At 68.9% G+C, this 21,977-nt stretch carries 22 protein-coding genes and 1 pseudogene; 12 read left to right on the forward strand and 11 right to left on the reverse strand.

The window, feature by feature from the left end:
- The first annotated feature begins 83 nt into the window (after positions 1–83).
- Together CH341_RS04275 and CH341_RS04280 are read left to right on the forward strand one after the other, a co-directional pair.
- Positions 84–698, forward strand: coding sequence for a TetR/AcrR family transcriptional regulator (locus CH341_RS04275; protein ID WP_111417791.1), 615 nt, complete (start codon positions 84–86; stop codon positions 696–698).
- A gap of 11 nt (positions 699–709) precedes the next feature.
- Positions 710–1,618, forward strand: a complete 909-nt coding sequence (locus CH341_RS04280) for a haloalkane dehalogenase (RefSeq protein ID WP_245430874.1) — start codon at positions 710–712, stop codon at positions 1,616–1,618.
- 31 nt (positions 1,619–1,649) lie between these two features.
- Here the strand turns inward: CH341_RS04280 and CH341_RS04285 are convergent, their stop codons facing one another.
- Together CH341_RS04285 and CH341_RS04290 are read right to left on the reverse strand one after the other, a co-directional pair.
- A complete protein-coding gene (locus CH341_RS04285; RefSeq protein ID WP_111417793.1) occupies positions 1,650–3,341 on the reverse strand; it encodes a methyl-accepting chemotaxis protein in 1,692 nt (563 codons plus the stop codon).
- Positions 3,342–3,571: 230 nt separating this feature from the next.
- Positions 3,572–4,003 (reverse strand): hypothetical protein, encoded by a 432-nt coding sequence (locus CH341_RS04290; protein WP_111417794.1) that lies wholly within the window; start codon positions 4,001–4,003, stop codon positions 3,572–3,574.
- A gap of 186 nt (positions 4,004–4,189) precedes the next feature.
- Here CH341_RS04290 and CH341_RS04295 point away from each other — a divergent pair, with 186 nt between their 5' ends.
- Complete coding sequence (locus tag CH341_RS04295; RefSeq protein WP_146604367.1) at positions 4,190–4,576, forward strand: hypothetical protein; 387 nt, start codon at positions 4,190–4,192, stop codon at positions 4,574–4,576.
- An 11-nt stretch (positions 4,577–4,587) separates the two neighbouring features.
- On the opposite strand, the gene CH341_RS04300 is transcribed toward CH341_RS04295, so the two are convergent.
- From CH341_RS04300 to CH341_RS04315, 4 genes are all read right to left on the reverse strand, one after another.
- Positions 4,588–5,331: a methyltransferase gene (locus CH341_RS04300; RefSeq protein WP_111417796.1), complete on the reverse strand. Its 744-nt coding sequence runs from the start codon at positions 5,329–5,331 to the stop codon at positions 4,588–4,590.
- A gap of 58 nt (positions 5,332–5,389) precedes the next feature.
- Positions 5,390–6,043: a nucleoside deaminase gene (locus tag CH341_RS04305; RefSeq protein ID WP_111417797.1), complete on the reverse strand. Its 654-nt coding sequence runs from the start codon at positions 6,041–6,043 to the stop codon at positions 5,390–5,392.
- A 151-nt stretch (positions 6,044–6,194) separates the two neighbouring features.
- On the reverse strand, positions 6,195–7,178 hold the full coding sequence (locus CH341_RS04310; protein ID WP_210208179.1) for a Bug family tripartite tricarboxylate transporter substrate binding protein: 984 nt from the start codon (positions 7,176–7,178) through the stop codon (positions 6,195–6,197).
- 336 nt (positions 7,179–7,514) lie between these two features.
- Complete coding sequence (locus tag CH341_RS04315) at positions 7,515–8,261, reverse strand: class I SAM-dependent methyltransferase (RefSeq protein WP_111417798.1); 747 nt, start codon at positions 8,259–8,261, stop codon at positions 7,515–7,517.
- 138 nt (positions 8,262–8,399) lie between these two features.
- Between CH341_RS04315 and CH341_RS35715 the strand changes: the two are divergent.
- Positions 8,400–8,498: pseudogene (locus tag CH341_RS35715) on the forward strand (IS5/IS1182 family transposase); the annotation flags it as partial.
- A 117-nt stretch (positions 8,499–8,615) separates the two neighbouring features.
- On the forward strand, positions 8,616–12,527 hold the full coding sequence (locus CH341_RS04325) for an ATP-binding protein (protein ID WP_111417799.1): 3,912 nt from the start codon (positions 8,616–8,618) through the stop codon (positions 12,525–12,527).
- A 226-nt stretch (positions 12,528–12,753) separates the two neighbouring features.
- On the opposite strand, the gene greA is transcribed toward CH341_RS04325, so the two are convergent.
- The gene (gene greA / locus CH341_RS04330) at positions 12,754–13,236 is read right to left on the reverse strand and encodes a transcription elongation factor GreA (RefSeq protein ID WP_111417800.1); all 483 of its coding nucleotides are present in this window, start codon (positions 13,234–13,236) and stop codon (positions 12,754–12,756) included.
- A gap of 458 nt (positions 13,237–13,694) precedes the next feature.
- Here greA and CH341_RS04335 point away from each other — a divergent pair, with 458 nt between their 5' ends.
- The 3 genes from CH341_RS04335 to CH341_RS04345 all read left to right on the forward strand — a co-directional run bounded on the left by CH341_RS04335 (position 13,695) and on the right by CH341_RS04345 (position 16,653).
- Complete coding sequence (locus CH341_RS04335; protein ID WP_111417801.1) at positions 13,695–15,275, forward strand: tetratricopeptide repeat protein; 1,581 nt, start codon at positions 13,695–13,697, stop codon at positions 15,273–15,275.
- 147 nt (positions 15,276–15,422) lie between these two features.
- Entirely contained in the window at positions 15,423–16,157 is a 735-nt protein-coding gene (locus tag CH341_RS04340; RefSeq protein ID WP_111417802.1) for a superoxide dismutase, read from the forward strand.
- A 145-nt stretch (positions 16,158–16,302) separates the two neighbouring features.
- Entirely contained in the window at positions 16,303–16,653 is a 351-nt protein-coding gene (locus tag CH341_RS04345; protein WP_111417803.1) for a hypothetical protein, read from the forward strand.
- A gap of 93 nt (positions 16,654–16,746) precedes the next feature.
- Here the strand turns inward: CH341_RS04345 and dksA are convergent, their stop codons facing one another.
- Positions 16,747–17,163 carry an RNA polymerase-binding protein DksA gene (gene dksA / locus CH341_RS04350; RefSeq protein ID WP_111417804.1) on the reverse strand — a complete coding sequence of 139 codons (417 nt, stop codon included), beginning with the start codon at positions 17,161–17,163 and terminating at the stop codon, positions 16,747–16,749.
- 299 nt (positions 17,164–17,462) lie between these two features.
- A complete protein-coding gene (locus CH341_RS04355) occupies positions 17,463–17,882 on the reverse strand; it encodes a flagellar assembly protein FliX (RefSeq protein WP_111417820.1) in 420 nt (139 codons plus the stop codon).
- Between the two features lie 221 nt (positions 17,883–18,103).
- On the opposite strand from CH341_RS04355, the gene CH341_RS04360 reads away from it, so the two are divergent.
- From CH341_RS04360 to CH341_RS04375, 4 genes are all read left to right on the forward strand, one after another.
- The gene (locus CH341_RS04360) at positions 18,104–19,219 is read left to right on the forward strand and encodes a flagellar basal body P-ring protein FlgI (protein WP_111417805.1); all 1,116 of its coding nucleotides are present in this window, start codon (positions 18,104–18,106) and stop codon (positions 19,217–19,219) included.
- Positions 19,219–19,593, forward strand: a complete 375-nt coding sequence (gene flgJ, locus CH341_RS04365; RefSeq protein ID WP_111417806.1) for a flagellar assembly peptidoglycan hydrolase FlgJ — start codon at positions 19,219–19,221, stop codon at positions 19,591–19,593. Before CH341_RS04360 ends, flgJ begins: the two co-directional genes overlap by 1 nt.
- Positions 19,590–20,084, forward strand: coding sequence for a hypothetical protein (locus CH341_RS04370; RefSeq protein WP_111417807.1), 495 nt, complete (start codon positions 19,590–19,592; stop codon positions 20,082–20,084). The genes flgJ and CH341_RS04370 overlap by 4 nt, the downstream gene beginning before the upstream one ends.
- Positions 20,085–20,478: 394 nt before the next feature.
- The gene (locus CH341_RS04375) at positions 20,479–21,135 is read left to right on the forward strand and encodes a hypothetical protein (RefSeq protein WP_111417808.1); all 657 of its coding nucleotides are present in this window, start codon (positions 20,479–20,481) and stop codon (positions 21,133–21,135) included.
- A gap of 62 nt (positions 21,136–21,197) precedes the next feature.
- Here the strand turns inward: CH341_RS04375 and CH341_RS04380 are convergent, their stop codons facing one another.
- Together CH341_RS04380 and CH341_RS04385 are read right to left on the reverse strand one after the other, a co-directional pair.
- Complete coding sequence (locus tag CH341_RS04380) at positions 21,198–21,506, reverse strand: hypothetical protein (RefSeq protein WP_111417809.1); 309 nt, start codon at positions 21,504–21,506, stop codon at positions 21,198–21,200.
- Between the two features lie 43 nt (positions 21,507–21,549).
- Positions 21,550–21,951 (reverse strand): hypothetical protein, encoded by a 402-nt coding sequence (locus CH341_RS04385; protein WP_111417810.1) that lies wholly within the window; start codon positions 21,949–21,951, stop codon positions 21,550–21,552.
- Positions 21,952–21,977 lie beyond the last annotated feature (26 nt).

A 21,977-nucleotide genomic window follows, 5' to 3' on the forward strand; every position in this document is an offset into this window, starting at 1 on the left:
GCTGCGGCCGGGCGTCTCCCGGCCGCAGCGGGCGTGGGCAACAGGCCGCTTGACTTTAATACGTCCGTACGTATTATCAGCTCATGCCCAAGCGATCTCTCAAGGACGACATCGTCGCCGCCGGACTTCGGGTGATGTTCCGCACCGGCTACAACGGCTCCAGCGTGCGCGACATCGTCGCCGAGGCGGGCGCGCCGCAGGGCTCGTTCACCAACCACTTCCGCTCCAAGGAGGCGTTCGCCGAGGCGGTGCTGGACCGCTACTTCGCCCACGTGAAAGGCCTCGTCCGCGACGCGATGGACGACCCCACCCTGACGCCGCGTGACAAGCTGCGGCGCTATCTCGACATCATCACGGGGCGGCTGGAGCGCGACGGCTTCTCGCGCGGCTGCCTGATCGGCGACTTCAGCCTGGAGGCGGCGCCGCAGAGCGAGCCGCTGCGCGCCCGCCTGGCCGCCATCTACGCCGAGTGGCGCGTCCCCTTCGCGCGCTGCATCGCCGCCGCGCAGGCGGCCGGCGAGATCGCCACGACCTTCGACCCCGACGAGCTCGCCGAGTTCCTGCTCGCCTCGTGGCAGGGCGCCATCCTGCGCATGAAGGTCGAGCGCGGGCCGGCGCCGCTGGAGCGCTTCAAGGCGATCGTCTTCGCCACCGTGTTCGCCCCAGTGTCCACCCCCGAGCCCAAGGAGCCGACATGACCGGAGCCGACATGACCCCTGCCCTGTCAGAGATCCCCGTCCTCTCCTCCACCATGGCGTATCGCGAGACGCCGATGCCGCGGGAGCGCACCGTGCTGTTCCTGCACGGCAACCCGACCTCGTCCTACATCTGGCGCAACATCATCCCGCACGTGGCGCCAGTGGCGCGCTGCATCGCGCCGGACCTGATCGGCTTCGGCGCCTCCGGCAAGCCCGACATCGCCTACCGCTTCGCCGACCACGCCCGCTTCCTCGACGCCTTCCTGGATCGGCTCGGCATCACGCAGGCCTATCTGGTGGCGCAGGACTGGGGCACGGCGCTCGCCTTCCATCTGGCGGCGCGCCGGCCGGACCTGGTGCGCGGCCTCGCCTTCATGGAGTTCATCCGTCCGGCGCCGCGCTGGGAGGACTTTCATCAGGTTCCGGCGGCGCGCGAGACGTTCAAGCAGTTTCGCACGCCCGGCGCCGGCGAGGCGATGATCCTGCACGACAACGTCTTCGTCGAACGGGTATTGCCGCGCGGCGTCAAGCGCACGCTCTCCGAGGCCGAGATGGCGGTCTACCGGGCCCCGTTCCCGACGCCCGAGACGCGCCGTCCGGTCTGGCGCTTCCCCAACGAGCTGCCGATCGAAGGCGAGCCCGCCGACGTGTGGGCGCTGCTGGCGGAGGCGCATGCGGCGCTGCGCGCCTCGCGCTATCCGAAGCTGCTGTTCGTCGGCGATCCGGGCGCCCTGGTCTCGCCGGCCTTCGCGGCGGAGTTCGCCGCGACCCTCACGGACTGCCGCGTGGTGCCGCTCGGTCCCGGCGCGCATTTCCTGCAGGAGGACCACCCGGACACGATCGGCCGCACCGTCGCGGAGTGGATCGTCGCCGTGGAGGCGAGAGGCACCGACGCGCCGTCCGCACTCCCCCGGCCCTGAGCGCGGCCCGCGCCGCGCGGCGGCGACACCGTCACCCGGCCCGCACCGTCTCCAGGAACTTGCCGACCTCGAGCTTGAGGCGGTTGCTCTCGCCCGAGAGCGACCGGGCCGAGGAGAGCACCTGCGAGGAGGCCGAGCCGGTCTCGATCGCGCCCTGGTTCACGCTGGCGATGTTGGCGGCGACCTGGGCCGTGCCCTGCGCTGCCTGCTGCACATTGCGGGCGATCTCCGAGGTCGCGGCCCCCTGCTCCTCGATGGCGGCCGCGATCGACGCGGCGATCTCGGCGATCCGGGCGATCGTGCCGCCGATCTGCTTGATGGCGCCGACCGAGTCCTGGGTCGCCTGCTGCATGCCGGCGATCTGGGCGCCGATCTCGCCGGTCGCCTTGGCGGTCTGGGCGGCGAGCAGCTTGACCTCCTGGGCCACCACGGCGAACCCCTTGCCCGCGTCGCCGGCCCGCGCCGCCTCGATGGTCGCGTTCAGCGCCAGGAGGTTGGTCTGCTCGGCGATCGCCGTGATCAGCTTGACGACGTCGCCGATGCGCTGCGCCGCCTGGGACAGCGCGGCGATGCGGTCGTCGGTCTCCCCGGCCTGCTGCACGGCGTCGGCGGCGATGCGGGTCGACTCCTGTACCTGCCGGCCGATCTCGCCGACCGACGAGGTCATCTGGTCGGTGGCGGAGGCGACGCTCTGCACATTGGCGGAGGCCTGCTCGGAGCCGGCGGCCGCCGAGGTGGCGAGCGACTGCGTCGTCTCGGCCGTGCGCATCAGCGTGCCGGCTGCCGCCTCGAGCTCGGTGGAGGCCGACGAGACCGTCTCGACGATGCCGCCCACGGCGGCCTCGAAGCCGTCGGCGAGCCGGCGCATCTCCGTCTTGCGCAGCGCCGCCGCGCGGGCGTCGACCGCGCGCTGGGTCTCCGCCTCGCGCTGCGCCCGCTCGGCCGCCTTGACCTTGAACGCCTCGACCGCGTCGGCGATCTGGCCGATCTCGTCCTTGCGGCCGACACCGGGCAGCACGACCTCGAAGTCGCCCTCGGCGAGCCGCCGCATGCCGGCGGTCAGCGCCGCCACGGGTCGGGCCACGCCGAACTGGGCGATCATGAATCCGATCAGCAGCGCGACCGTGACGCCGGCCGCCGTCATCAGGCCCATGTAGAGGATCGCCTGCCGCGCCTGCACATGCAGCCCCTCGACGCCCTCGGTGATCTCGCGGTCGAGCCGAACACCGGCCGGAACCATCTCCTGGAGCAGCCCGGAGAGCAGCGGATCGACGCCGGTCCGCATCAGGTTCGCCGCCTTGGCCTTGTCGCCGGCGCTCGCCAAGGCGATCACGGGCCCCGTCGCGGTCACGACGTCGCCGAAGGTGCGCTCGAAGCCGGCCACCTGGGCGGCGATGCGCGGCACCCGCTGCCGCACCGCCTCGTAGCTCTGCTTGACGGCCTCGGCCGTCTTGCCGATCTCCGGCAGGATCGCCTGGACGTGGGCGTCGTCGGTCTCGGCCACGATACGGTAGAGCAGCATCTCGTAGCGGTAGAGGTCGCGGGTCGAGCGCACCGCCGAGATGATCCCTGCCTCGTCGCCCTGCAGGAAGCCCGAATAGTCTCTGTCGATGGCCGCCATGTTCGACCCGGCATACCAGGCGCTGCCGGCCGAGGCCGCCGCCAGGAGCAGGATGACGCCGATGATTTTCGAGAGAATCCGCAGGTTGTCGAGCAGTGACATCGTCGAAGGTCCAAGGGTTACGACCGGAGCCGGCGCGCCACGCCGCGCCGCCGCGGGCCGGAATGCCCACGGGGTCGTCTGCCCCGCGACACCGGTCGCGGGGCCCTCGGATTGGCAGAACGGTGTTGTGGTATTCCTAACGGGCTAGACCTTCGGCAGGATGCCGGGCGGCGCCTGGCGCATGCCTTCAGCCCGCCCGGGTCCCTGCCGCGGCGGGCGGCCGGCCCGCCCTATCGCAGCACGCCGCGGCGGGTCAGCCGCCAGGCGTAGAGGCAGACGGCGATCAGCAGGGCGTAGCCGATGGCGCTGCCGACCAGGCCGGAGCCGCCGGTCGCCTCGGTCCAGCCGCGTGCCACCGTCTGCCAGGCCAGCACCAGCAGGCCGAGCACCACCGAGGCGAGAAACAGCGGCAGCGCCGCCTTGCGCAGCATGAACAGCGCGACCGCGCCGGCGACGTTGAGCAGCGCCAGCACGATCGAGGCGGCGTAGTCGACCGTCGTCAGCCGCTCGAAATAGGCCTTCTGGGCCGGCTCCAGCGGCAGCGCGCCGGTCTCGATCAGGTAGAACGACAGCAGCGTCCAGACGACCGAGAATACGAACCAGACGAAGATGATCCAGACCCAGACGGGCCGTCGCGGCCGCGCCGCCGTGTCGTCGCTCATGATGGCTCTCCCCGTGGCACGATCCGCCGGACCGCCTCGCTCCGCCGACGCGATCGGCATGCTGGCCGACCGGGCGGCCGGTTCTGTGACGGCCCGCCGCCGCGGCGGAACACCGTGCCGCGGCCCGACGTTGGCGGCGAGAGCGGGCGCGCCACGCCGGCCGCCCGCGACAGACCGGAGAACCCCATGCGCGCCGTCCCGTCCCTGCCCCGCAGCCTCTCCGGCCCCGGCTTCGCAGTCCCGCGCCGGCCCGGCGCCGCATCCGGACCAGTGTCGCTCCGCACCGCCGCCGGCGCGCAGCGGGCGGCGATCGGCATGGGGGCGATCGGCATGGGCGCGGTCGGGGCGCTGGCCCTCGGTGCCGTGGCGATCGGCGCGCTGGCGGTCGGCGCCTTCGCGATCGGCCGCCTCTCGGTCCGGCGGGCGCGCTTCGACGCGGTCGAGATCGGCGACCTGACGGTGCGTCGCCTGAACATCCCCGAGCCGCGGCCGCTGCGGCGTCCCTCGGTCCCGTCTCCCGAGATCACCGGCAGCGCCGCCCCGCGCGGCGCCCGCTCCCCCACCGCCTCGTGACCCCGGCGCACCTACGCACCCCGGGGCAGTGACAGCTCGTAGATGATCATCGACTCGATGACGATCGAGTGCTCGTAGGCGAGGCGCGCTCGAAAGCCGGCCTTCTCGATCAACGACCCGAACAGATCGAGGTCGGAGTCCGACGACACCATGACGAACAGCCGCCCGTCCGGCTTCAGCCGGTCGCGCGCCTGGTCGAACAGATTCTTGACGTCGCGATATTGCGGGCCGGCATGCCAGCCGCGATCCGCCAGGTCGCTCGGCTCGCCGGCGTGCTTGGGCGGGCTCGACAGGATCACGTCGAAGATCGGCCGCGGCGCGATCGCCGACAGGAGGTCGGAGCACAGGCCGCCGACCCGGCCGCCGAGGCCGTTCGCCACCGCGTTCTCGCCGGCCGACAGGGCGGCGTTGGGATTGATGTCGGCGGCGACGACATGCTCGGCCCCGGCGCGGGCGGCGGCGAGCGCGAGGATGCCGGACCCGGTCCCGACGTCGAGGACGCGCTTGCCGGTCAGGTCCATCTTGTCGATGAAGGCGGCGAAGAGCTCGCTGCTCAGGAAGTAGCGCGGATGGAACACGGTCGGCCGCACCGTGAGCCGGAAGCCGGCGGCGTTCGCCACCCGGGCGCTCTTGCGCGACAGGATCAGATGATACGAGAAGAAATGGATGAAACGCCGGAGCAGGCGACGAAACGGGCCGTGCGGAGTGCCGCGACGATCGAGGGCGTTCGCAGTATCGCCGACATACGAGTCCATATGATTGTCCTGTGTGGGCGTAGGGGGGCGGAGACGTCGAAGCAGCGGCGTCGACCGGTCACAGGTCGGCGTGTCCTTCGGCGGCGGATGTCGGATCGACATACGGACGGGGCGGCCGCTCGATCAGCGCGACCAGGTGGTGCCAGAGCGAGCGGGGACGGGCGGCCCTGGTCCGGCACTCCGGCCGTGCGCTCGGATCCGTCATCAGGCCGCGCAGCGTGATCATCTCCCAGGCGAGCGGGCTCCAGTCCCGCCAGGCGGCCTGGGCCTGCTCGACCAGCACGCCGCTCACCACCTCGGGCGCCGCATCGAACACCTGCGGCATGCGGCCCGACAATCCGTCGTCGCGCAGGATGTTCCATTTCGACACGCCGCCCATCACGGGCGATCCGAGCGCGTAGACGACGCGCCCGACCCAGGCCTCGCGAATGCAGTAGGAGCACATCGCGCAGGGCTCGACGTTGGAATAGAGGGAGCACTCGCGCAGCTCCCGGCGTCCGATCGCCTTCTGGGCCCGGGCCAGCGCGATGACCTCGGCGTGGCGCGAGACGTCGCCGTCGCGGATCGTGCGATTGATCGCTTCCGCGACGATGCGGCCCTCGCGGGCGACGACGGCCCCGAACGGGTATTCGCCCTTGCCGACCGCGATCCGGGACAGCGCGACGCAACGCGCCATCATGGCCTCGTCTTCGCCGTCGCGTGACGTCACCATGCGGTCGCTGCTCCGTTGCCCCGAGCGTCCGCGGTCAACGCGATCGCCCTCGCGACTCCGGGACTGCGTGCCCCCGGGACATGCAGACGGGAACGGCGCGCCCCCGAGCCATTCAACAGAACGTGTTCGTCAGCGGAAAGTTCCGCGGCCCCTACTGCATCTTGATGTCCGCCGCCTTGGCGATGGCGCTCCAGCGGGCGATCTCGCTGTCGATCAGAGCCTGGGCCTGCGCCGGCGTGTTGCCGACCGGGTCCATGCCGAGCTCGGCGAGGCGCTTCCTGGTCTCCGGCAGCGCCAGCCCGGCCAGGATGTCCTTGTTGAGGCGCTCGACGATCGGCGCCGGCGTGCCGGCCGGCGCCGCGAAGCCGACCCAGAACGTCATCACCATGCCGGGCAGGCCGGCCTCCGGGGCCGACGGCACGTCCGGCAGCACCGGCGAGCGCGTCGCGCCCGCCACCATCAGGGGGCGGAGCTGGCCCGACTGGATCAGCGGCAGTGCGGTCGGCAGCGACGTCACCAGCACCTGCACCTGGCCAGCCACCAGATCCTGCAGCACCGCGCCGGCGCCGCGATACGGCACGTGCACCAGGTCGACGCCGGCCAGGCTCTTGAACAGCTCGCCGCCCATATGCGTGTTGGTGCCGTTGCCGCCCGAGCCGAAGAAATACTTTCCGGGATTGGCCTTCAGCAGCGCGATCAGCTCGGCGACCGTCTTGGCCGGCAGGTTGGGGTTGACCACCATCACGTGCGGGTTCTCGACCGCCGTCGTCACTTGCACGAAGCCCTTCTTGGCGTCGAACGGCAGGGTCGGGATCAGCCCGGCCGCGATCGTGTAGGACATCTCCAGCGTCAGCAGCGTCTGGCCGTCCGGATTGGCGCGCGCCACCGCGCTCCAGCCGACCACGCCGGCGCCGCCGGTGCGGTTCTCCACCACGGTCGGCACGCCGAGCGGCCCGCTCGCCGCCTGGGCGACGATGCGGGCCACCGTGTCGGTCGAGCCGCCCGGCGCGAACGGCACCACGAAGGTGACGGGCCGCGACGGAAAGCTTTGGGCGGAGGCGGACGGGACGATGGCGGACGGGACAATGGCGATCACGCCGGCCACCAGGGCGAGCGCGCGGACGATCGGCAGCATGGCATTCCCCTGTGGCGCGCCCGGCCGGACGAGGCCGCGGACGCGCATGACCCGAGACGGCGCAGGACGAACGAGAACCAGGACGAGAACGGACATGGACGGAGGCGCGAGGACGTCGAGCACGGGCAGGCGAACACGGGCAGGTGCGCGCGGCCGGCCCGCGCGACCGCGCGGCGCCCGCCGCCGGGGGCGGCCTCAGAATGATCCGCGCGCCGCCGCCTGCCAAGCGGCAAGACGGCGCCGTCCGCAGCGGGAGTCCGTAGCCCGCATGGAGCCCGCAGGGCGCAATGCGGGAGCCACGCCGCCGCGAGACAGTGCCGACCGTGTGCGAAATCCTCAGCGCCGCATCAGCGCGAACACGCCCCAGCCGAGATGCTCGCGCGTGAACGTGGCGTAGCGCACGGGCTCGGCGGTCAGGGTGGCGCGCACCTCGGGGGCGAAGGCGTCGTCGGGATGGGCGTCGAGCCAGCGGCGCATCGTGAGCCACTTGGCCGCCTCGTAGCGGTCCCAGCCGTCCTGATCGGCCAGCACCATCTCGACGACGTCGAAGCCGAGCCGGCCGAAGGACGCGAGCAGGTCCGGCAGCAGCAGGAAGTCGGCGATCGCGCCGGCGAGGCACCCCTTGGCGACCGCCTCGCTCGGCGGCAGCCGCCGCCAGAACGGCTCGCCGATCAGGATGATGCCGCCGGCGCGCAGGCTGCGCTCCAACAGCGCGACGGTGCCGGCGACGCCCCCGCCGATCCAGGTGGCGCCGACGCAGGCGGCCACGTCGACCGGCGCGGCGGCGACATGGCCGGCGGCGTCGCCGTGCACGAACGTGACCCGGTCGGCGACGCCGAGCGCGACGGCGCGGCGGTGCGCCTGCGCCGTGAACAGCGGGCTCATGTCGATGCCGGTGCCGCCGATGCCGTGATCGCGCGCCCAGGTGCACAGCATCTCGCCCGACCCGCTGCCGAGATCGAGCACCCGCGCCCCCGCCTCCATCCGCAGCGCCGCGCCGAGCGTCGCGAGCTTGTCCGCGGTGATCGGATTGTGGATGCGATGCGCGCTTTCGCTGACGGTGAAGATCCGCGGGATGTCCACGGCGGAAGTCCTTTTGGGGGGTGTGAGCAGAGTCGGTCGAGGGCCGAGGGCCCGACGGGCCGCAGCCGTAGGTGTTTAGTCCCGGAGAGTCGTGGCGTATTCTTGACCCGAAAAGGCGAGGATCCGTTATGGCAAAGATTCTTGCGGCTGAAGGACTTCCGCCGTGTTTCAACGCGCTACGACAAGCTCGCCAGAAACTTTCTCGCTGGCGGAATCCTGGCTACCACCGCCGCTTAATGGCTCAATTAAGTCTCAACCTTAGAGATCGGCAAACATCAATCGGCAGCCTACACTTAGGCGAGCGAATCGCTTTCGCATCCATAACGGAATAACCCTGGGGCATGGGCTGGGGCAATGGCCGACTTCGAAGCCAAACCGCTTCATTTGCATAGTCTGGATTCATTGCTCGCCGACCTTGTCAGCGGCAGGGCAGTACTCGTTGCCGACGGCCAGCCATTTACGTTGGGCGACCGAGAGCGCAGTGCGCTTCAGTGGTACCGCGAACGGGGTTCGAGCGCGTGGAAAGCAAACGTCATTGCAGCGAACGGCGAGGACTTCGTCGATGCAGTGTCTAAACCACCACCTGAACTGCCGGTTCTGCCTGCACGGCCAGCTAACGCAAACAGTCGCCGTCTGACTCTAAAGACAGTCGAAGCGCATCGATTTGCGGGCCTGCACAAATTCGGCACACCGGACGCAGCCCCTCCGGACTATCGGCACGACTTCTCGAGTTTGCCGACCTTGTTCGAAGGGAGAAATGGTTCCGGGAAGACATCGCTTATCAACGCCATTGTGTGGGCGCTCACGGGCGAGATCCTTCGGCCGCAACGAGAGCCAGAAAAGGCGAAGGATGAGTTCGAGTGCTGGGTTCAGCCGGACCGCGAGGACGCCGAACCGACGGCCCACCGCCTGTCGCCAGTCACCCCTATGCCGAACACCGATCAGTACCGACCGGATCGAGCGTGGGTTCCGGCCGATACCTGGGTTGAACTGACGTTCGTGGACCAGAATGGCGCAGCCGTTCCGCAGATCCGTCGGACTCAGAGACGGTCGCCGCTAGGCAAGCTCACCGAAGACGAACCGGATCTTTCGGTGCTCGGCATCGATCCCATTGCTGTGCGTATCGGCTCTGTGATGCCGGCGCTCCTGCCCCTCATTAAAGTCGGAAGCGAGTCCGAACTCGGCCGTGCCGTCTCACAGCTCACTGGGCTCTCGGGTCTCGTCGATCTTGCTGATCATGCGAGACGCTTGAAGAAGAAGATCGCTGACGATCTTCGAAAGGCGAAAACGAGAGAATTGCAACAAGCGGATGTTTCCTACAGCACGGCTCAGGCCGATTTGGCTGCGCTCGTGAAGTTGCATCCGGCGATTGCCCCGTCCGTCGATATTCCAAGTCCGTCTAACGATGCCGGAATTGAAGCAGTTGTCGAGCAGATCGTACAGCACTTCGAACACAAGAAGACCGCTGCGTACCAATCCGCCCGCTCGATACTCGGAAGCAATTTTGATCCGGCCGATTCCGCGCTACGAACCAACCTGGAGCAGAACATCGGGTTGGCCCTGGATTGCGTCAAACGCCTCAGTGATCTTCCCGCAGTTTCCAGACTCAATGCACTCAAGGCCTTATCCGGCGAACAGATCGATGAAGCGACGGCCGAAATCGCTACAATTCTCGAATCCGGCAAGACCTTAGAAGCCCTCGCACGGGATCCTTCGACTGCAGCTCGCGCCCGCCTCTACGCCCACATCGTCACATGGAGAGATGAGCACCCCGATCCCGCGAGAGACGAAGGCACATGCGTTGTGTGCGGGAGCCCTCTCGCAGGTGCTATTGATCCCGTCAGCGGTCGGCCGGTTCTGACGCATATTCACGACGTCGCAACCGATGCAGCCTTGCTGTCCCAAACGCTCTCGAAGTGGTCCGGGGGCGTGCTTGGTCGCCTGCTGCAGAGCCTGCCTGAGCCATTGAGGCCTGAGCTCTCGGTCGACCTCCCAGAACATCCGTGTGATCTCCTCCGTACCGCGATCGTCGACGAGTTATTCAAATCCGATTCATTCGGAGGGGTTCTTGCTAGCCTTCAATCTGGGACTGCGGCCGCCTACGATCGGGTCACGGCAGAGCGAGCGCCACTCGCGGAGGAGTTGCCCATTGTCCTGCCAACCGCGTGTCGATCGCTCGAAGCGGCGTTGAAGCGGTTGGACAAAGCGCTCCGGTTCGCGCGCTGGCGACAAGACAACGACATCTTGGTGCGCAAGGTCGCCACCTCCGTCCTCGGCCGGCGGCCGAAAGAGGGGGAGTCCGCAGAGTCGGAGACGCTGGTCGGAAAACTCCTCGATCTCGATCGCACTGTTCGAGCCGCGAAGCCGATTGCCGACGCGTTGACCCAGTGCTCACGATTGAAAGCCTCTCTGAAGGCACGTCGGTCGGCCGAAAAGCGGCTCACCGAGTACGACACGGCACAGGACGCCCTGACCGACCTCCTTGCGCTCGGAGATCTCGCTGACCAGCAGGTCAACGTACTTCGGAGGCTCCTCAGCACGGAAGCCGCGGCGTGGCGCAATAGGATCTATCTCGGCGCATTTCCCGACACAGCCCATGAACTTGTTGATACGGCCATGGGACGAAAGGGAGAGATCGACCTCACGGTGCGAACGGGAGGCGTATCCGCACCGGCGCAACACGTCACGAATGCATCCGCACTCCGGGCGAGTCTGGTATCGTTCTATCTTGCGTTCTGGGAACACGTGCTCAATACGCGCGGCGGATTGCGCACCATGCTTCTCGACGATCCGCAGGAACTGCTCGACGATGAAAACCGGGAGCGGCTCGCAACCTCTCTGGGCATGCTCGTACGCAACGGCGCTCAACTGATCGTCACGTCGTATGATCCACGATTCGCCTTGTGCATGGCGCGGTTTGCCGTTGCCGGTGGGGTCATACATTTCGAGGTGCATCCCGCGACGCTCCTGCAGCCGGTCATCCGAACGACCCCACCGCTCGCCGAAATCACCAAACGTCGCGAGGCGCATGAGGCTGACAAAAATGCCGAGGAGCCCGCACGCGCATTCGTTGATGCATGCCGGGTCTATCTAGAGGCGAAGGTTGGCGATCTCTTTGATGATCCAGCCCACTCAGAATGGGTAATGCAGACTCCGAGTCCGACGCTTGCTCCGCTCGTGGCGCGTCTGCGTACGGTCGTGAGTGCGAACCCCCAAGGAATGTTTGCCGCGCACGTCTTCCGACGGTTCGTCGCTCACCCGGCATTGGAGGATGGCTCTCCGGTTCTGATACTGATGAACAAGTCACATCACGGGAGGCGTCAGGAGATTCGAGCAGCTGATGTGGCGCAGTGTACAGACGACCTTGCGACGCTCCTGGAACTCGCCGAACAAATGCACGAAGAGTGCTACCGATGGCGGCGCCGGGACGCCCATCCTGACACTGTGCGCGCTGATTCGCCGCCCGCGCTCACCCCGTTCATCAATCCGATATTGAGAGTGGAGGTGTGTCCCGACTTGGCCGCATTCACTCAGAATGCGCCGGAAGGCGAGACGCAAGAGATCGCTGAGCCGCTCGACCGTCAACTGCTTGATGGAAAGGTCATGTTCTATCTGCGGCGTCCATATTTTGGATTCGCGGCACCGGCAGGAGCGCTCGCGATTGCCGAAGCTGTCCCGGGGCCTTGCGCTGACAGGCGGTTGGTGATCGCTCGACATGGGGCGAGCGTGTACGCGCGCCGGTTCCTTCGCGGAAAAGACGGGGGCGCGATCGGCCTGACAGCCGAGACGGTCGACCCCCGGTCGAAGACACCGAAAACGGTCTTTCTCCCAGAAACGCAGGTTTCGATTCATCAAGTAGTCGGCATCATCTTCGACCACGATCTCACCCTTGGACAGGGGCCAGAGGAGGCCGTCGAGGTCGATGCACAACGCGTCTTCGAACGTGTTCGGATCGCCTACAGAGTAGTCGACGAGAGTGCGGTTCCGCTTGCGCTCAACAAGCAGATTGTTCTCGGTGCGGAGTGCATAGAGCTGTCCTCCCTTGGCAACCACGAGGGAGAGCTTGTTGCGTTATCGCTGGATGACGGCTCAAGTATCTTTAAGCGTGTTGGCGCAGTCCTTCCGGATGATTTATCGAACCTGCGACAGTTTGAGAGTATCGGTGGCCTCGGCGTCTCCCAGGTACTCTCGGTTGGCAAGGATAGGCGTGGATTCCGCCGGGTCGTTGCCATCCGGAAAATCATGGGTGTGCTGTATCACGGTTAGCAAGCCGTAGCCCGGGTCGCACCACAGCCTGTGTCACCTGTCGCCGCTTCAGAGTCGCTGCGACCCGCGCGCCGGACGGCACGCGACGCCGATCGTCGGCCGGATGAGCCGCGCGACCGGACCGTGCCGCGGATCCCGGGTTTCGTTTCACTCAACCCGGGCTACCAGTGACGTCGCGGCCAGCGCGCGTAGGTCTCTGCGCTCCGTCGCGCGCTCCCCCCTCCCCCTACGCGATGTCCAAAATCTCCAGTTCCTGATCGCCGGCGCCGACGACGTCGCCCACGGCCTTGCGCATCAGCAGGCGGGCGACCGGGGAGACGAAGGAGATCGATCCGGCCTTGGGGTCGGCCTCGTCCTCGCCGACGATGCGATAGGTGTGTTCGCGGCCGTCGGCGCGGCGGAACGTCACCGTGCTGCCGAACGCGACCGCGTCGGTCGACGTCGGATCGGCGATCACCCGGGCGGTGCGGACCCGCTCGGCGAAGTAGCGCGCGTCGCGCAGCGGGCCGGCCTCCTGCCGCCGCCGCTCGTTCACGTCCTCGATCGCCTGCGCGGCCGCGCAGGCCGCACGGGCCTCGGCGAGCCGGCGCTCCAGCGCCGCGAGCCCGGCCGCCGTGACCAGGTTGGGATGCGGCGAGATCGGCCGGTCCGGGAGCTGCGTCTCCGACGCGGTGGCGGCACTGTCTTCGCGGGTGAAGGCGACGCTCAAGCGAGATCTCCTGACTGAACCAATCGCGACCCGATGCGATCGTAACAGATCGTCGCCCGCACGCCGCACAGCGGAGCGCGGAGCGGCGCAGTGCGGACCGGGGTTTCGTCGCACGACACCCCGATCACGGCGCTAAAGGGCGTCGGCCGCCCCGCCCCGGCCCTGGCGCCGCCGCTGGCCGTCGCCGGCCATCCAGTCCTCGATCTCGTCGAACCGCCGCAGACCCGGCAGCCGGCGGCGCGGCACTCTCGTTTCTCGACGCATCACCACCCACACGCGCACGACACCCGCCGGGACGGCGGGCGCTCGGCCGCAGATATGGGGAGCCGGCGCGGCGTTTCGACGGCCGCGACGGCAACCCTGCTCCGCCGCGTCGGCGCGGCCGCAACGGTTCGTTAACCAGAGGCTGGCTCGATCGGAGCGCGGCGACGCGTTCCGCTGCCGCGGAGAGCCGGTGCATGACCGACAGCCCGAACCGTCCGAACGGCCGAACCGCCCATCCGCCGCCCCGCCCCGCCGTGATCGAGGCGGTGCGGCTGCAGGAGGCCGGGCGGCTCGCCGAGGCCGAGCAGGCCTACGTGGCGGCGCTGCGGGCCGACCCCGGCGACTTCTACGCCCTGCATCAGCTCGGCCTGATCTGCTGCGCCCGCAAGGCCTATGCCGATGCCGTGCTGCTGCTCGCCACCGCGGTGGAGCGGCGCCCGGACTCGCCCGACGCGCTGTGCAATCTCGCCGTCGCGCTGCGCGGCCTGAACCGCGACGCGGAGGCGCTGGCGGCCTGCGACGCCGCGATCGCGATGGCGCCCGACCACGCCGCCGCGCACCACAATCGCGGCAACGCGCTGAGCGGCCTCGACCGCCCGGAGGAGGCCGAAGCCGCGCATGCGCGCGCGCTGGCGCTCGATCCGGACAACGCCGAGGCGCTCTACGGGCGCGGCAACGCGCTGCGCGAGCTGCGGCGCTTCGACGAGGCGATGGCCTGTTATGCAAAGGCGCTCACGCTGGCGCCGGGGCGCGCCGACATCCGCTTCAACGTCGCGCTGCTGCAGCTCCTCACCGGCCGGCTGGCGGAGGGGTTCGCCGGCTACGCGGCCCGGCTGGCGAAGCCGGAGTTCGCCGAGCTGCGCGACCGCTTCGCGGCGCCGGCCTGGCAGGGCGAGGAGCCGGTCGCCGGCCGCACCGTGCTGCTGCATCCCGAGCAGGGGGCCGGCGACACGCTGCAGTTCCTCCGCTACGCCCCGCTGCTGGCCGAGCGCGGCGCCCGGGTGATCTGTGCCGTGACCGCACCGCTGAAGCCGATTGTCGACAGTTTGGCCGGACTCGCCATCACGGTCGTCGTGTGGGACCGCACCGCCCCGCCGGCCCATGATCTGCACTGCCCCTATCTCAGCCTCCCCGCCGCCTTCGGGACGACGCTGGAGACCATCCCGGCCCGGGTGCCCTATCTGGTCCCGCCGGCCGACCGGGTCGCCGCCCTGGCCGCGCGCCTCGCCACCGGCGCCGGTGGCCAAGGGGGCGGCGAAGGGGGCGGCAAGGGGGTGGCAAGGGAGCCGGCAAGGGAGCGGCGAGGCGGGCCGCGGCTGCGGGTCGGCCTCGTGTGGGCCGGCAATCCGGGCTTCGCCAACGACCGCCACCGCTCGATCCCGCTGTCGACGCTGGCCCCCCTGCTGGCCCTGGACGGGGTGCAATTCGTGAGCCTCCAGAAGGAGTTGCGGCCGGAGGACGAGACCGTGCTGGAGCGCTGTCCGCAGCTCCTGCGGCTCGGCGAGACGCTGCGCGACTTCGCCGACACGGCGGCCGCCATCGCGGCCCTGGACCTGGTGATCTCGGTCGACACCGCGGTCGCCCATCTGGCCGGGGCGATGGGTCATAAGGTCTTTATTTTGCTGCCGTTTTCTTCGGACTGGCGGTGGCTGTCCGGACGCCCGGATTCGCCCTGGTACCCGACCGCGACCCTGTTCCGACAACCCCGGATCGGCGACTGGACCAGTATCGCAGGGGCCGTGCGGGACGCTGTCCAAGGTCTCGCAACCCCTTGATCCGACGGCCAGTATTTGCCCCCGATCACGCTTCGGTGTGAGCCCCCGGAAGCCCTCGCGGGGGCGCGGCCGACCCGCTAGCCTGCACGCCGCGACTGCCGGCCCGCCGCCGCGCCGGATCGCCCACGAATCCTTCAGGAGACCCCCATGTTCTTGGATCGTCGAAGCTTTCTCGTCGGGACCGGCATCGTCGCCGCGACCGTTCTGGCGCCCCGACTCGGGCTCGCCCAGGCCGCCGCCGGCCCGTTCCGCCTGGATCCCCTGGCCTATCCGGCGAATGCGCTGGAGCCGCATATCGACGCCAAGACGATGGAAATCCACCACGACCGGCATCACCAGGCCTATGTGAACAACCTCAATGCGGCCGTGAAGGATCACGGCCAAGTGGCTGCAATGCCTTTGCAAGACATCCTGGCCAAGCTGTCCGAGATGCCCGAGTCGATCCGCACGGCGGTGCGCAACAACGGCGGCGGCCACGCCAATCACACGATGTTCTGGCAGGTGATGGGCCCCGGCGGCAGCGGCTCCATCGGCGGCGCGCCGTCCGGCCCGCTGGCCGAGGCGATCACCCGGGATCTCGGCGGCTTCGACAAATTGAAGAGCGATTTTAACGGCGCGGGCGCCCGCGTCTTCGGCTCCGGCTGGGTCTTCGTCACCGTGACGCCCGACGGCAAGCTCGCGCTCGAATCCAAGCCGAACCAGGACACGCCCCTGATGGAGGGCAAAAAGGTGTTGTTCGGCAACGACGTGTGGGAGCACGCCTACTACCTCACCTACCAGAACCGGCGTCCCGACTACCTCGCCGCCTGGTGGAACACGGTGAACTGGTCGAAGGTCGGCGAGCGCTACGCCGCCGCCAAGGCCGGTTCTCTCGCGATCTGACGATCGAGCCTGCGTCCCGGCCTCGCGCCGGGGCGCGGGCCCGCACGATTCTCGCTCGAACCGGCGACGCACGAGTCCCACTTCGGCGAAAACTGCTTTAAACAGGGTGGGTTCGGTCCGCTCCCCGCGAATCAGCGAGGTTTCGATGTCGAGAGTCCTGGCCGCCGCCCTGCTCGGCCTCCTGCTGCCGGCCGCACTGCCCGGCGCCGCCGCCGCCCAGACCGCCGCCGGCTGCGCCCCGTTCTGCGACTACCGGCACTATTATGGCACCTACGACTACACTTACGCCCAGCCGTTCACCTACTGCCGGCCGATCTGCGGCCCCGACGGAACCTGCGTTCCGGCCAAGAGCTGCGTCCGCGCCCCGGGCGCGATCCCCTCGACCGCGACCGTGACGTTCATCGATCCGACCATCGCGACGCCCGGCTACGTGGCGCCGCGCCGCGTCGGCCGGGCCCCCACCGTGCGGGTCCGTCCCTACCGGCCGCGGCCCTGATCCAGCCGCGAACGCGTTGTTCGTAAAAGCAAAACGCCCCGCCGAGCGGCGAGGCGTCCGGGATCGGGCGATCGGTCGCGCCGGAGCACGACCTCAGTTGTCGCGGTAGACCCGCTCGCGCCGCTCGTGCCGCTCCTGCGCCTCCAGCGACAGGGTGGCGATCGGCCGGGCCTCGAGCCGCTTGATGGAGATCGGCTCGCCGGTCTCCTCGCAGTAGCCGTAGGTCCCGTCCTCGATGCGCTGCAGCGCGGCGTCGATCTTCGCAATCAGCTTGCGCTGGCGGTCACGCGCCCTGAGTTCGATCGCACGCTCGGTCTCCGAGGATGCACGGTCGGCGAGGTCCGGGTGATTCTGGTTCTCGTCCTGCAGGTGCTGAAGTGTTTCCTTCGCTTCCCGCAAGATATCGTCCTTCCAAGCAAGCAGTTTGTTACGAAAGTACTCGCGCTGCCGCTCATTCATGAAGGGTTCTTTGTCCGTAGGCCTATATATCCCGTTGGTCTCCAGGCGCATGACACGCTCACTCCCACGCGGCCGTCCCGTTTCCTTCCTCGTCGACTTCTCTGGTCGATTCATCGTCTGATCGGCACGCTATATACAAGCGTTGCGACATAACGACAACAACAGATTGGATTAGTTCCGCCCGCGATCGAAGATCAAAGTATACGCCGCCGGGACGGGGGTCGGCGGCAGATCCCACCCCGTCGCACTGCCGCTCGATACCGGCGTCGGTCGCTCGGCGGCGCCATGCGACCGGAGGCCGAATCCTCGCCGCGCGACGCCCAGGGCCGAGCGGTCGTCGCCCGTGGACCTCACAACCGACTGAGGGGCTTCATCTTGGCGAGCTCGACCTCGACCCGCAGCTCGATCTCGGCCAGGACGCTGTCGAGCCCCGGATCGCCGGTGCTCTCCTTCAGTCCGGCCGCGATGGCGCCGAGCCGGGCCAGGATGTTCGGGTCCAGATTGCCGGCGAGCAGCGCCAGCTTCATCTCGTCGAGGATATCGAGGGCCGACCTCCCGCGCACCACGGCACGCCGGCGTCGCTCGGCCGGATCTTCGACTCCCTGAAGCGCGATGAGCGCGTCGATCCCGGTGAGCGGCCGCGACGCCGCCGTGGCGGACGGCGCCGGCGAACCCGACGAGTCCGGAAGCATGAAGGTGCCGGATCCGGTGCGGCGCACCGACGACGCGGAGCCGGTGGTGGTCGTTCCATTGGGTCCGGTGATGCGCATGGCGACGATTCCTCCGAGCCGGCCCATTGAGCGCCGCAATGGTTAACGGGTCGTAAAGGCCCGGCAATTCCTGCCGGGTCGACCGTGCCGACCGCCCTTTCCTGCCCCGGGCGCCGGCCGCACGCGTAAAATTCTCTCGATATCTCAACGCGACTCACCAGCGCTGCGACTGGCACGCTCCTCGCTACAGGGACTGCGTCACGCCGTCCGAGGAGCAAGCGATGCGGGCAATCCTGACTACCGCACTGGCCGCGATCGTCCTGGCCGCGACCCTGCTCGCAGGGCCGCCGGCGGGCGCCACCTCGCGTATCAAGGACCTCGCCAATGTCGAGGGCGTGCGCCAGAACCAGCTGATCGGTTACGGCCTGGTGGTCGGTCTGCAGGGCACCGGCGACACGATCAACAACTCGCCCTTCACCAAGCAGTCCCTGCAGGCGATGCTCGAGCGCCTCGGCGTCAACATTCGCGGCCAGACCCTGCGCACCGGCAACGTCGCGGCCGTGATGGTGACGGCGAATCTGCCGCCCTTCTCGACCCAGGGCACGCGGGTCGACGTCACGGTGTCGGCGCTCGGCGATGCCAAGAGCCTGCAGGGCGGCGTCCTCGTCATCACCCCGCTGCTCGCCGCCGACGGGAACGTCTATGCGGTGGCGCAGGGCTCGCTCGCCATCGGCGGCTTCATGGCCGAGGGCGAAGCGGCGAAGATCACGCGCGGCGTGCCGACCGTCGGCCGCATCGCCAATGGCGCCATCATCGAGCGCGAGATCGAGTTCGCACTGAACCGGCTCACCCAGGTGCGCCTGGCACTCCGCAATCCGGACTTCACTACCGCCAAGCGAATCGCCGCCGCCATCAACGACTTCCTCGGCATGCCGGTGGCCGAGCCGATCGACCCCTCGACCGTCCAGCTCGGCGTGCCGAAGGAGTACACCGGCAACGTCGTCGCAATGCTCACCGAGATCGAGCAGCTCCAGGTCGATCCAGACCAGCTCGCCCGCATCATCGTCGACGAGCGCTCCGGCATCATCGTGATGGGCCGCGACGTTCGCGTCTCCACGGTCGCGGTGGCCCAGGGCAACCTCACCGTCACGATCTCGGAATCGCCGGAGGTGAGCCAGCCGGCCCCGTTCTCGCGCGGCCGCACCCAGGTCGTCCCCCGGACCTCCGTGGGGGTCAGCGAAGACGGCCGTAAGCTCGCGGTGGTGCGCGAAGGCATCTCGCTGCAGCAGCTCGTCGACGGGCTCAATGCTCTCGGTATCGGACCGCGCGACCTGATCGCCATCCTGCAGGCCATCAAGGCGGCCGGCGCGATCCAGGCCGATTTGGAGGTGATGTGATGACATCGGCCACGAGCCTTCCGGCGGCCGGGGCCATGCTGCTCGACGGCGCCCGCACCGGCACGCTGCCGTCCAGCTCCGTGATGCCGCACAAGGCGCCGCAGACGTCCGCCGAGAAGGCGTGGTCGCAGGCCCAGGACTTCGAGGCGATGTTCCTCAACTCGATGATGCAGACGATGTTCACCAGCATCGGCGAGGACGGCCCGCTCGGCAACTCGCAGAGCACCGGCGTGTGGCGCTCCATGCTGGTCGACGAATACTCGAAGAATTTCGCGAAGGCCGGCGGCATCGGCCTCGCCAAGCACGTCTATTCGACGCTCCTGAGCCAGCAGGAAGCCCGCTCCGCCGCTCAAACCAAGACGAGCATCCAATGACCCAAGCCTCGACCACCGCCGAGTCCCGGGACACGGCTCCCCGCACGATCACCTCCGCCGACGAAGCCCGCGACGTGATCCGCATGCTCGACCAGACCATCGCGGCGCTGGCCGAGGTGATCGAGGAGGAGGATCGGCTGGTCCGAGCCGGCCGGCTGTCCGAGGTCGCACGCCTGGCACAGACCAAGACCGGCTACGCCCGGCGCTATCTCTCCGATAGCCTCCGCCTGCGCGACAGCCTTCCGAAGCTGCGGTCCGAGCTCGGCGGCGAGCTGGACAGCGTGAAGGCCCGCCATGCGGCCTTCCAGGGCCGCTTGCAGCGCAACCTCACCGCGCTCGCCACGGCGCATGCGGTGTCCGAAGGGATCGTGCGGGGTGTCGCCGGAGAGATGACCCGGACAGCCACGCCACAGACCTACGGCGCCTCCGGCCGCACGCCCGCGGTCGATCTTCGCACCGCCCGACCGCTGTCGGTGTGCCGGACTCTGTAAGACGTGGCCCCACGAACCATCGACGGCGCGCCCCGTCTACTCGGGGCCGATCGCCACGCGGCATCCGGTAGACCATCCCCGACGACGGCCGGTGAATTTGCGCGCCGCTGATGTTATCGTCGGCGTTGCCTATCACATGTGAATGCTCGGGCCTGTCGGGCCCGACATTCCGACGCCGAGGTCAGCTCATGCTCCGGACGATCCTGCCCGCCGTTCTCCTCGCCTGTGCCGTGGCCGCGACGGCACCGGCGCACGCTCTTCCGCTGGCTCCTCTCCCAACCGCCGACGTCGAGCTCGCTTCGTTCTGGGCGCAGCCCTACCCTTACGGATATCGCTGGCGCCGAACGCCGTGTGTCCGGGACGTGGCGGGGTGCGCAAAGGCAGCCGTCCCCACATGCGGGCCGCGGACCGTCCGGCCGCGGGTGTGCCGCTGAACGGCTCGCCGGCCGGGCCCGGCGCCTCTCCGAACGCCCGCTCCATCCGCCTCGCCGTCGCGGGCTTGGTCACACTGGGGCTTGTGGCAGACAAGGCGCATGCCGAGGCGGATCACAGCCGAGCGACCCTCGGGGTCCGGCACTGGGTGACGGCGGCCGTCGCCGCGCGTCCCGCGACAGCGACGGCAGCTACGTCGAAACTTCGTCTGAGGGTGAGAATCCGGATCTCCGACCACGCGATCGACTCCCGATTCTTCGGCGTGGCTGGAGCCGAGTGGCCCGACCTCGATGTCGCGGCCGGTGGCCGGGACACCGTCGCCTGGGAGGACCAGCGTTGCCATCGCGAGAGGGGCCTGCCGAAGATCGGTGTCGTCGACATCGAGGCTCAGCCGGAGCACGGAGCCGGCCTGCTGCTCGCCCAGGTCCGGCAAAGAGGCATGCGGCTGCCGAGCGACGAGATCATCGAGCGCAAGGCGCTCGATGGCCTTCCCCCGACCGCAGCACTGGCGATCGATGCGGAAACGAAGTCGACCGGCTTCAGGCTCAGGATCACGCTCCACGCGGCGCCCTGCCCTCTCGAGATCGAGCCCGCCGCACTCTCCTCACAGGCGCGCTGAACGACTATCCCAGCGGCCGGAGCCGGTCGCCCGACGGACCGGGCGTCCGGCTCTCGAGGATGTCAGTTGAGGCGCCGACGCTGCGCCGTCTTGCGGCTCGCCTCGCAGCGCCGCAACGTCTGCTGCCGGACAGCCGCGAGGGTTCGATCGACGAGCGCGCGCGCCTCGGCGAGGCCGGCCTGGGCGACCTCGGGCGGAAAGGCGGACAGATCGATCCGCCCGATCTTGCGCCGGACGGCCGCTTCGAGCCGAGGGATGTCGCGCGGATCAGCGACCACGAGCTCGGCTCCCATGAGACGGATCAGATTGAGGAGCGCCGCGATGGTGACCTGCTCCTTGTGAGCCTGTCCTTTGCGAGTCTGTGTGCGCATGGTGGTTCTTCCACGACGCTGACTTCCGTACCGAAGACACGCGTCAGATGAATGATGAAGAGGTTCGGCGGACGAGGTCGGCACTCCGGGCCGGCGGTCCACGGGCGGGCGGCCGTGTGATGCGGACGGTGCGCCCATCCGGCTCCCCCATCCGCGGAAGCGCCGCGCTCCGCAGCATCGGCCGCTCGTCGCCGCCACCCGTTTCGACGTAGGACCATCGAAGAGGGCCGGCCGGAGCATCGGACCACTCGTCGTCCGGCTCGCTGACCGTGGTCGTCGCAACAGCGAGGACGCGGGAGGTCCCGCCCGGCAGGCTGCGGCGGAGGCCGGGCTCGTCGGCCCAGCCGAATCGCAGCCCCACATATCCGTCCATCGCAGCCACCGCCGCGAGCACGACGAACAGGAGACGGGCGAGGCGCGAGATGCGCTGCGAATGATACCTCATCGTTTCACATCATACACGATAGCATT

The organism is Rhodoplanes roseus (genome assembly GCF_003258865.1).
In the GTDB taxonomy this organism is placed as follows: Bacteria; Pseudomonadota; Alphaproteobacteria; order Rhizobiales; family Xanthobacteraceae; genus Rhodoplanes; species Rhodoplanes roseus.

Excerpts from the sequence above, each read along its gene's own strand:
- CH341_RS04275 (WP_111417791.1), top strand. The coding sequence starts at position 84 with ATGCCCAAGCGATCTCTCAAGGACGACATCGTCGCCGCCGGACTTCGG.
- CH341_RS04280 (WP_245430874.1), top strand. The coding sequence starts at position 710 with ATGACCCCTGCCCTGTCAGAGATCCCCGTCCTCTCCTCCACCATGGCG.
- CH341_RS04285 (WP_111417793.1), bottom strand. The coding sequence starts at position 3,341 with ATGTCACTGCTCGACAACCTGCGGATTCTCTCGAAAATCATCGGCGTC.
- CH341_RS04290 (WP_111417794.1), bottom strand. The coding sequence starts at position 4,003 with ATGAGCGACGACACGGCGGCGCGGCCGCGACGGCCCGTCTGGGTCTGG.
- CH341_RS04295 (WP_146604367.1), top strand. The coding sequence starts at position 4,190 with ATGCGCGCCGTCCCGTCCCTGCCCCGCAGCCTCTCCGGCCCCGGCTTC.
- CH341_RS04300 (WP_111417796.1), bottom strand. The coding sequence starts at position 5,331 with ATGGACTCGTATGTCGGCGATACTGCGAACGCCCTCGATCGTCGCGGC.
- CH341_RS04305 (WP_111417797.1), bottom strand. The coding sequence starts at position 6,043 with ATGGTGACGTCACGCGACGGCGAAGACGAGGCCATGATGGCGCGTTGC.
- CH341_RS04310 (WP_210208179.1), bottom strand. The coding sequence starts at position 7,178 with ATGCTGCCGATCGTCCGCGCGCTCGCCCTGGTGGCCGGCGTGATCGCC.
- CH341_RS04325 (WP_111417799.1), top strand. The coding sequence starts at position 8,616 with ATGGCCGACTTCGAAGCCAAACCGCTTCATTTGCATAGTCTGGATTCA.
- CH341_RS04335 (WP_111417801.1), top strand. The coding sequence starts at position 13,695 with ATGACCGACAGCCCGAACCGTCCGAACGGCCGAACCGCCCATCCGCCG.
- CH341_RS04340 (WP_111417802.1), top strand. The coding sequence starts at position 15,423 with ATGTTCTTGGATCGTCGAAGCTTTCTCGTCGGGACCGGCATCGTCGCC.
- CH341_RS04345 (WP_111417803.1), top strand. The coding sequence starts at position 16,303 with ATGTCGAGAGTCCTGGCCGCCGCCCTGCTCGGCCTCCTGCTGCCGGCC.
- dksA (WP_111417804.1), bottom strand. The coding sequence starts at position 17,163 with ATGCGCCTGGAGACCAACGGGATATATAGGCCTACGGACAAAGAACCC.
- CH341_RS04355 (WP_111417820.1), bottom strand. The coding sequence starts at position 17,882 with ATGCGCATCACCGGACCCAATGGAACGACCACCACCGGCTCCGCGTCG.
- CH341_RS04360 (WP_111417805.1), top strand. The coding sequence starts at position 18,104 with ATGCGGGCAATCCTGACTACCGCACTGGCCGCGATCGTCCTGGCCGCG.
- flgJ (WP_111417806.1), top strand. The coding sequence starts at position 19,219 with ATGACATCGGCCACGAGCCTTCCGGCGGCCGGGGCCATGCTGCTCGAC.
- CH341_RS04370 (WP_111417807.1), top strand. The coding sequence starts at position 19,590 with ATGACCCAAGCCTCGACCACCGCCGAGTCCCGGGACACGGCTCCCCGC.
- CH341_RS04375 (WP_111417808.1), top strand. The coding sequence starts at position 20,479 with ATGCGGGCCGCGGACCGTCCGGCCGCGGGTGTGCCGCTGAACGGCTCG.
- CH341_RS04380 (WP_111417809.1), bottom strand. The coding sequence starts at position 21,506 with ATGCGCACACAGACTCGCAAAGGACAGGCTCACAAGGAGCAGGTCACC.
- CH341_RS04385 (WP_111417810.1), bottom strand. The coding sequence starts at position 21,951 with ATGAGGTATCATTCGCAGCGCATCTCGCGCCTCGCCCGTCTCCTGTTC.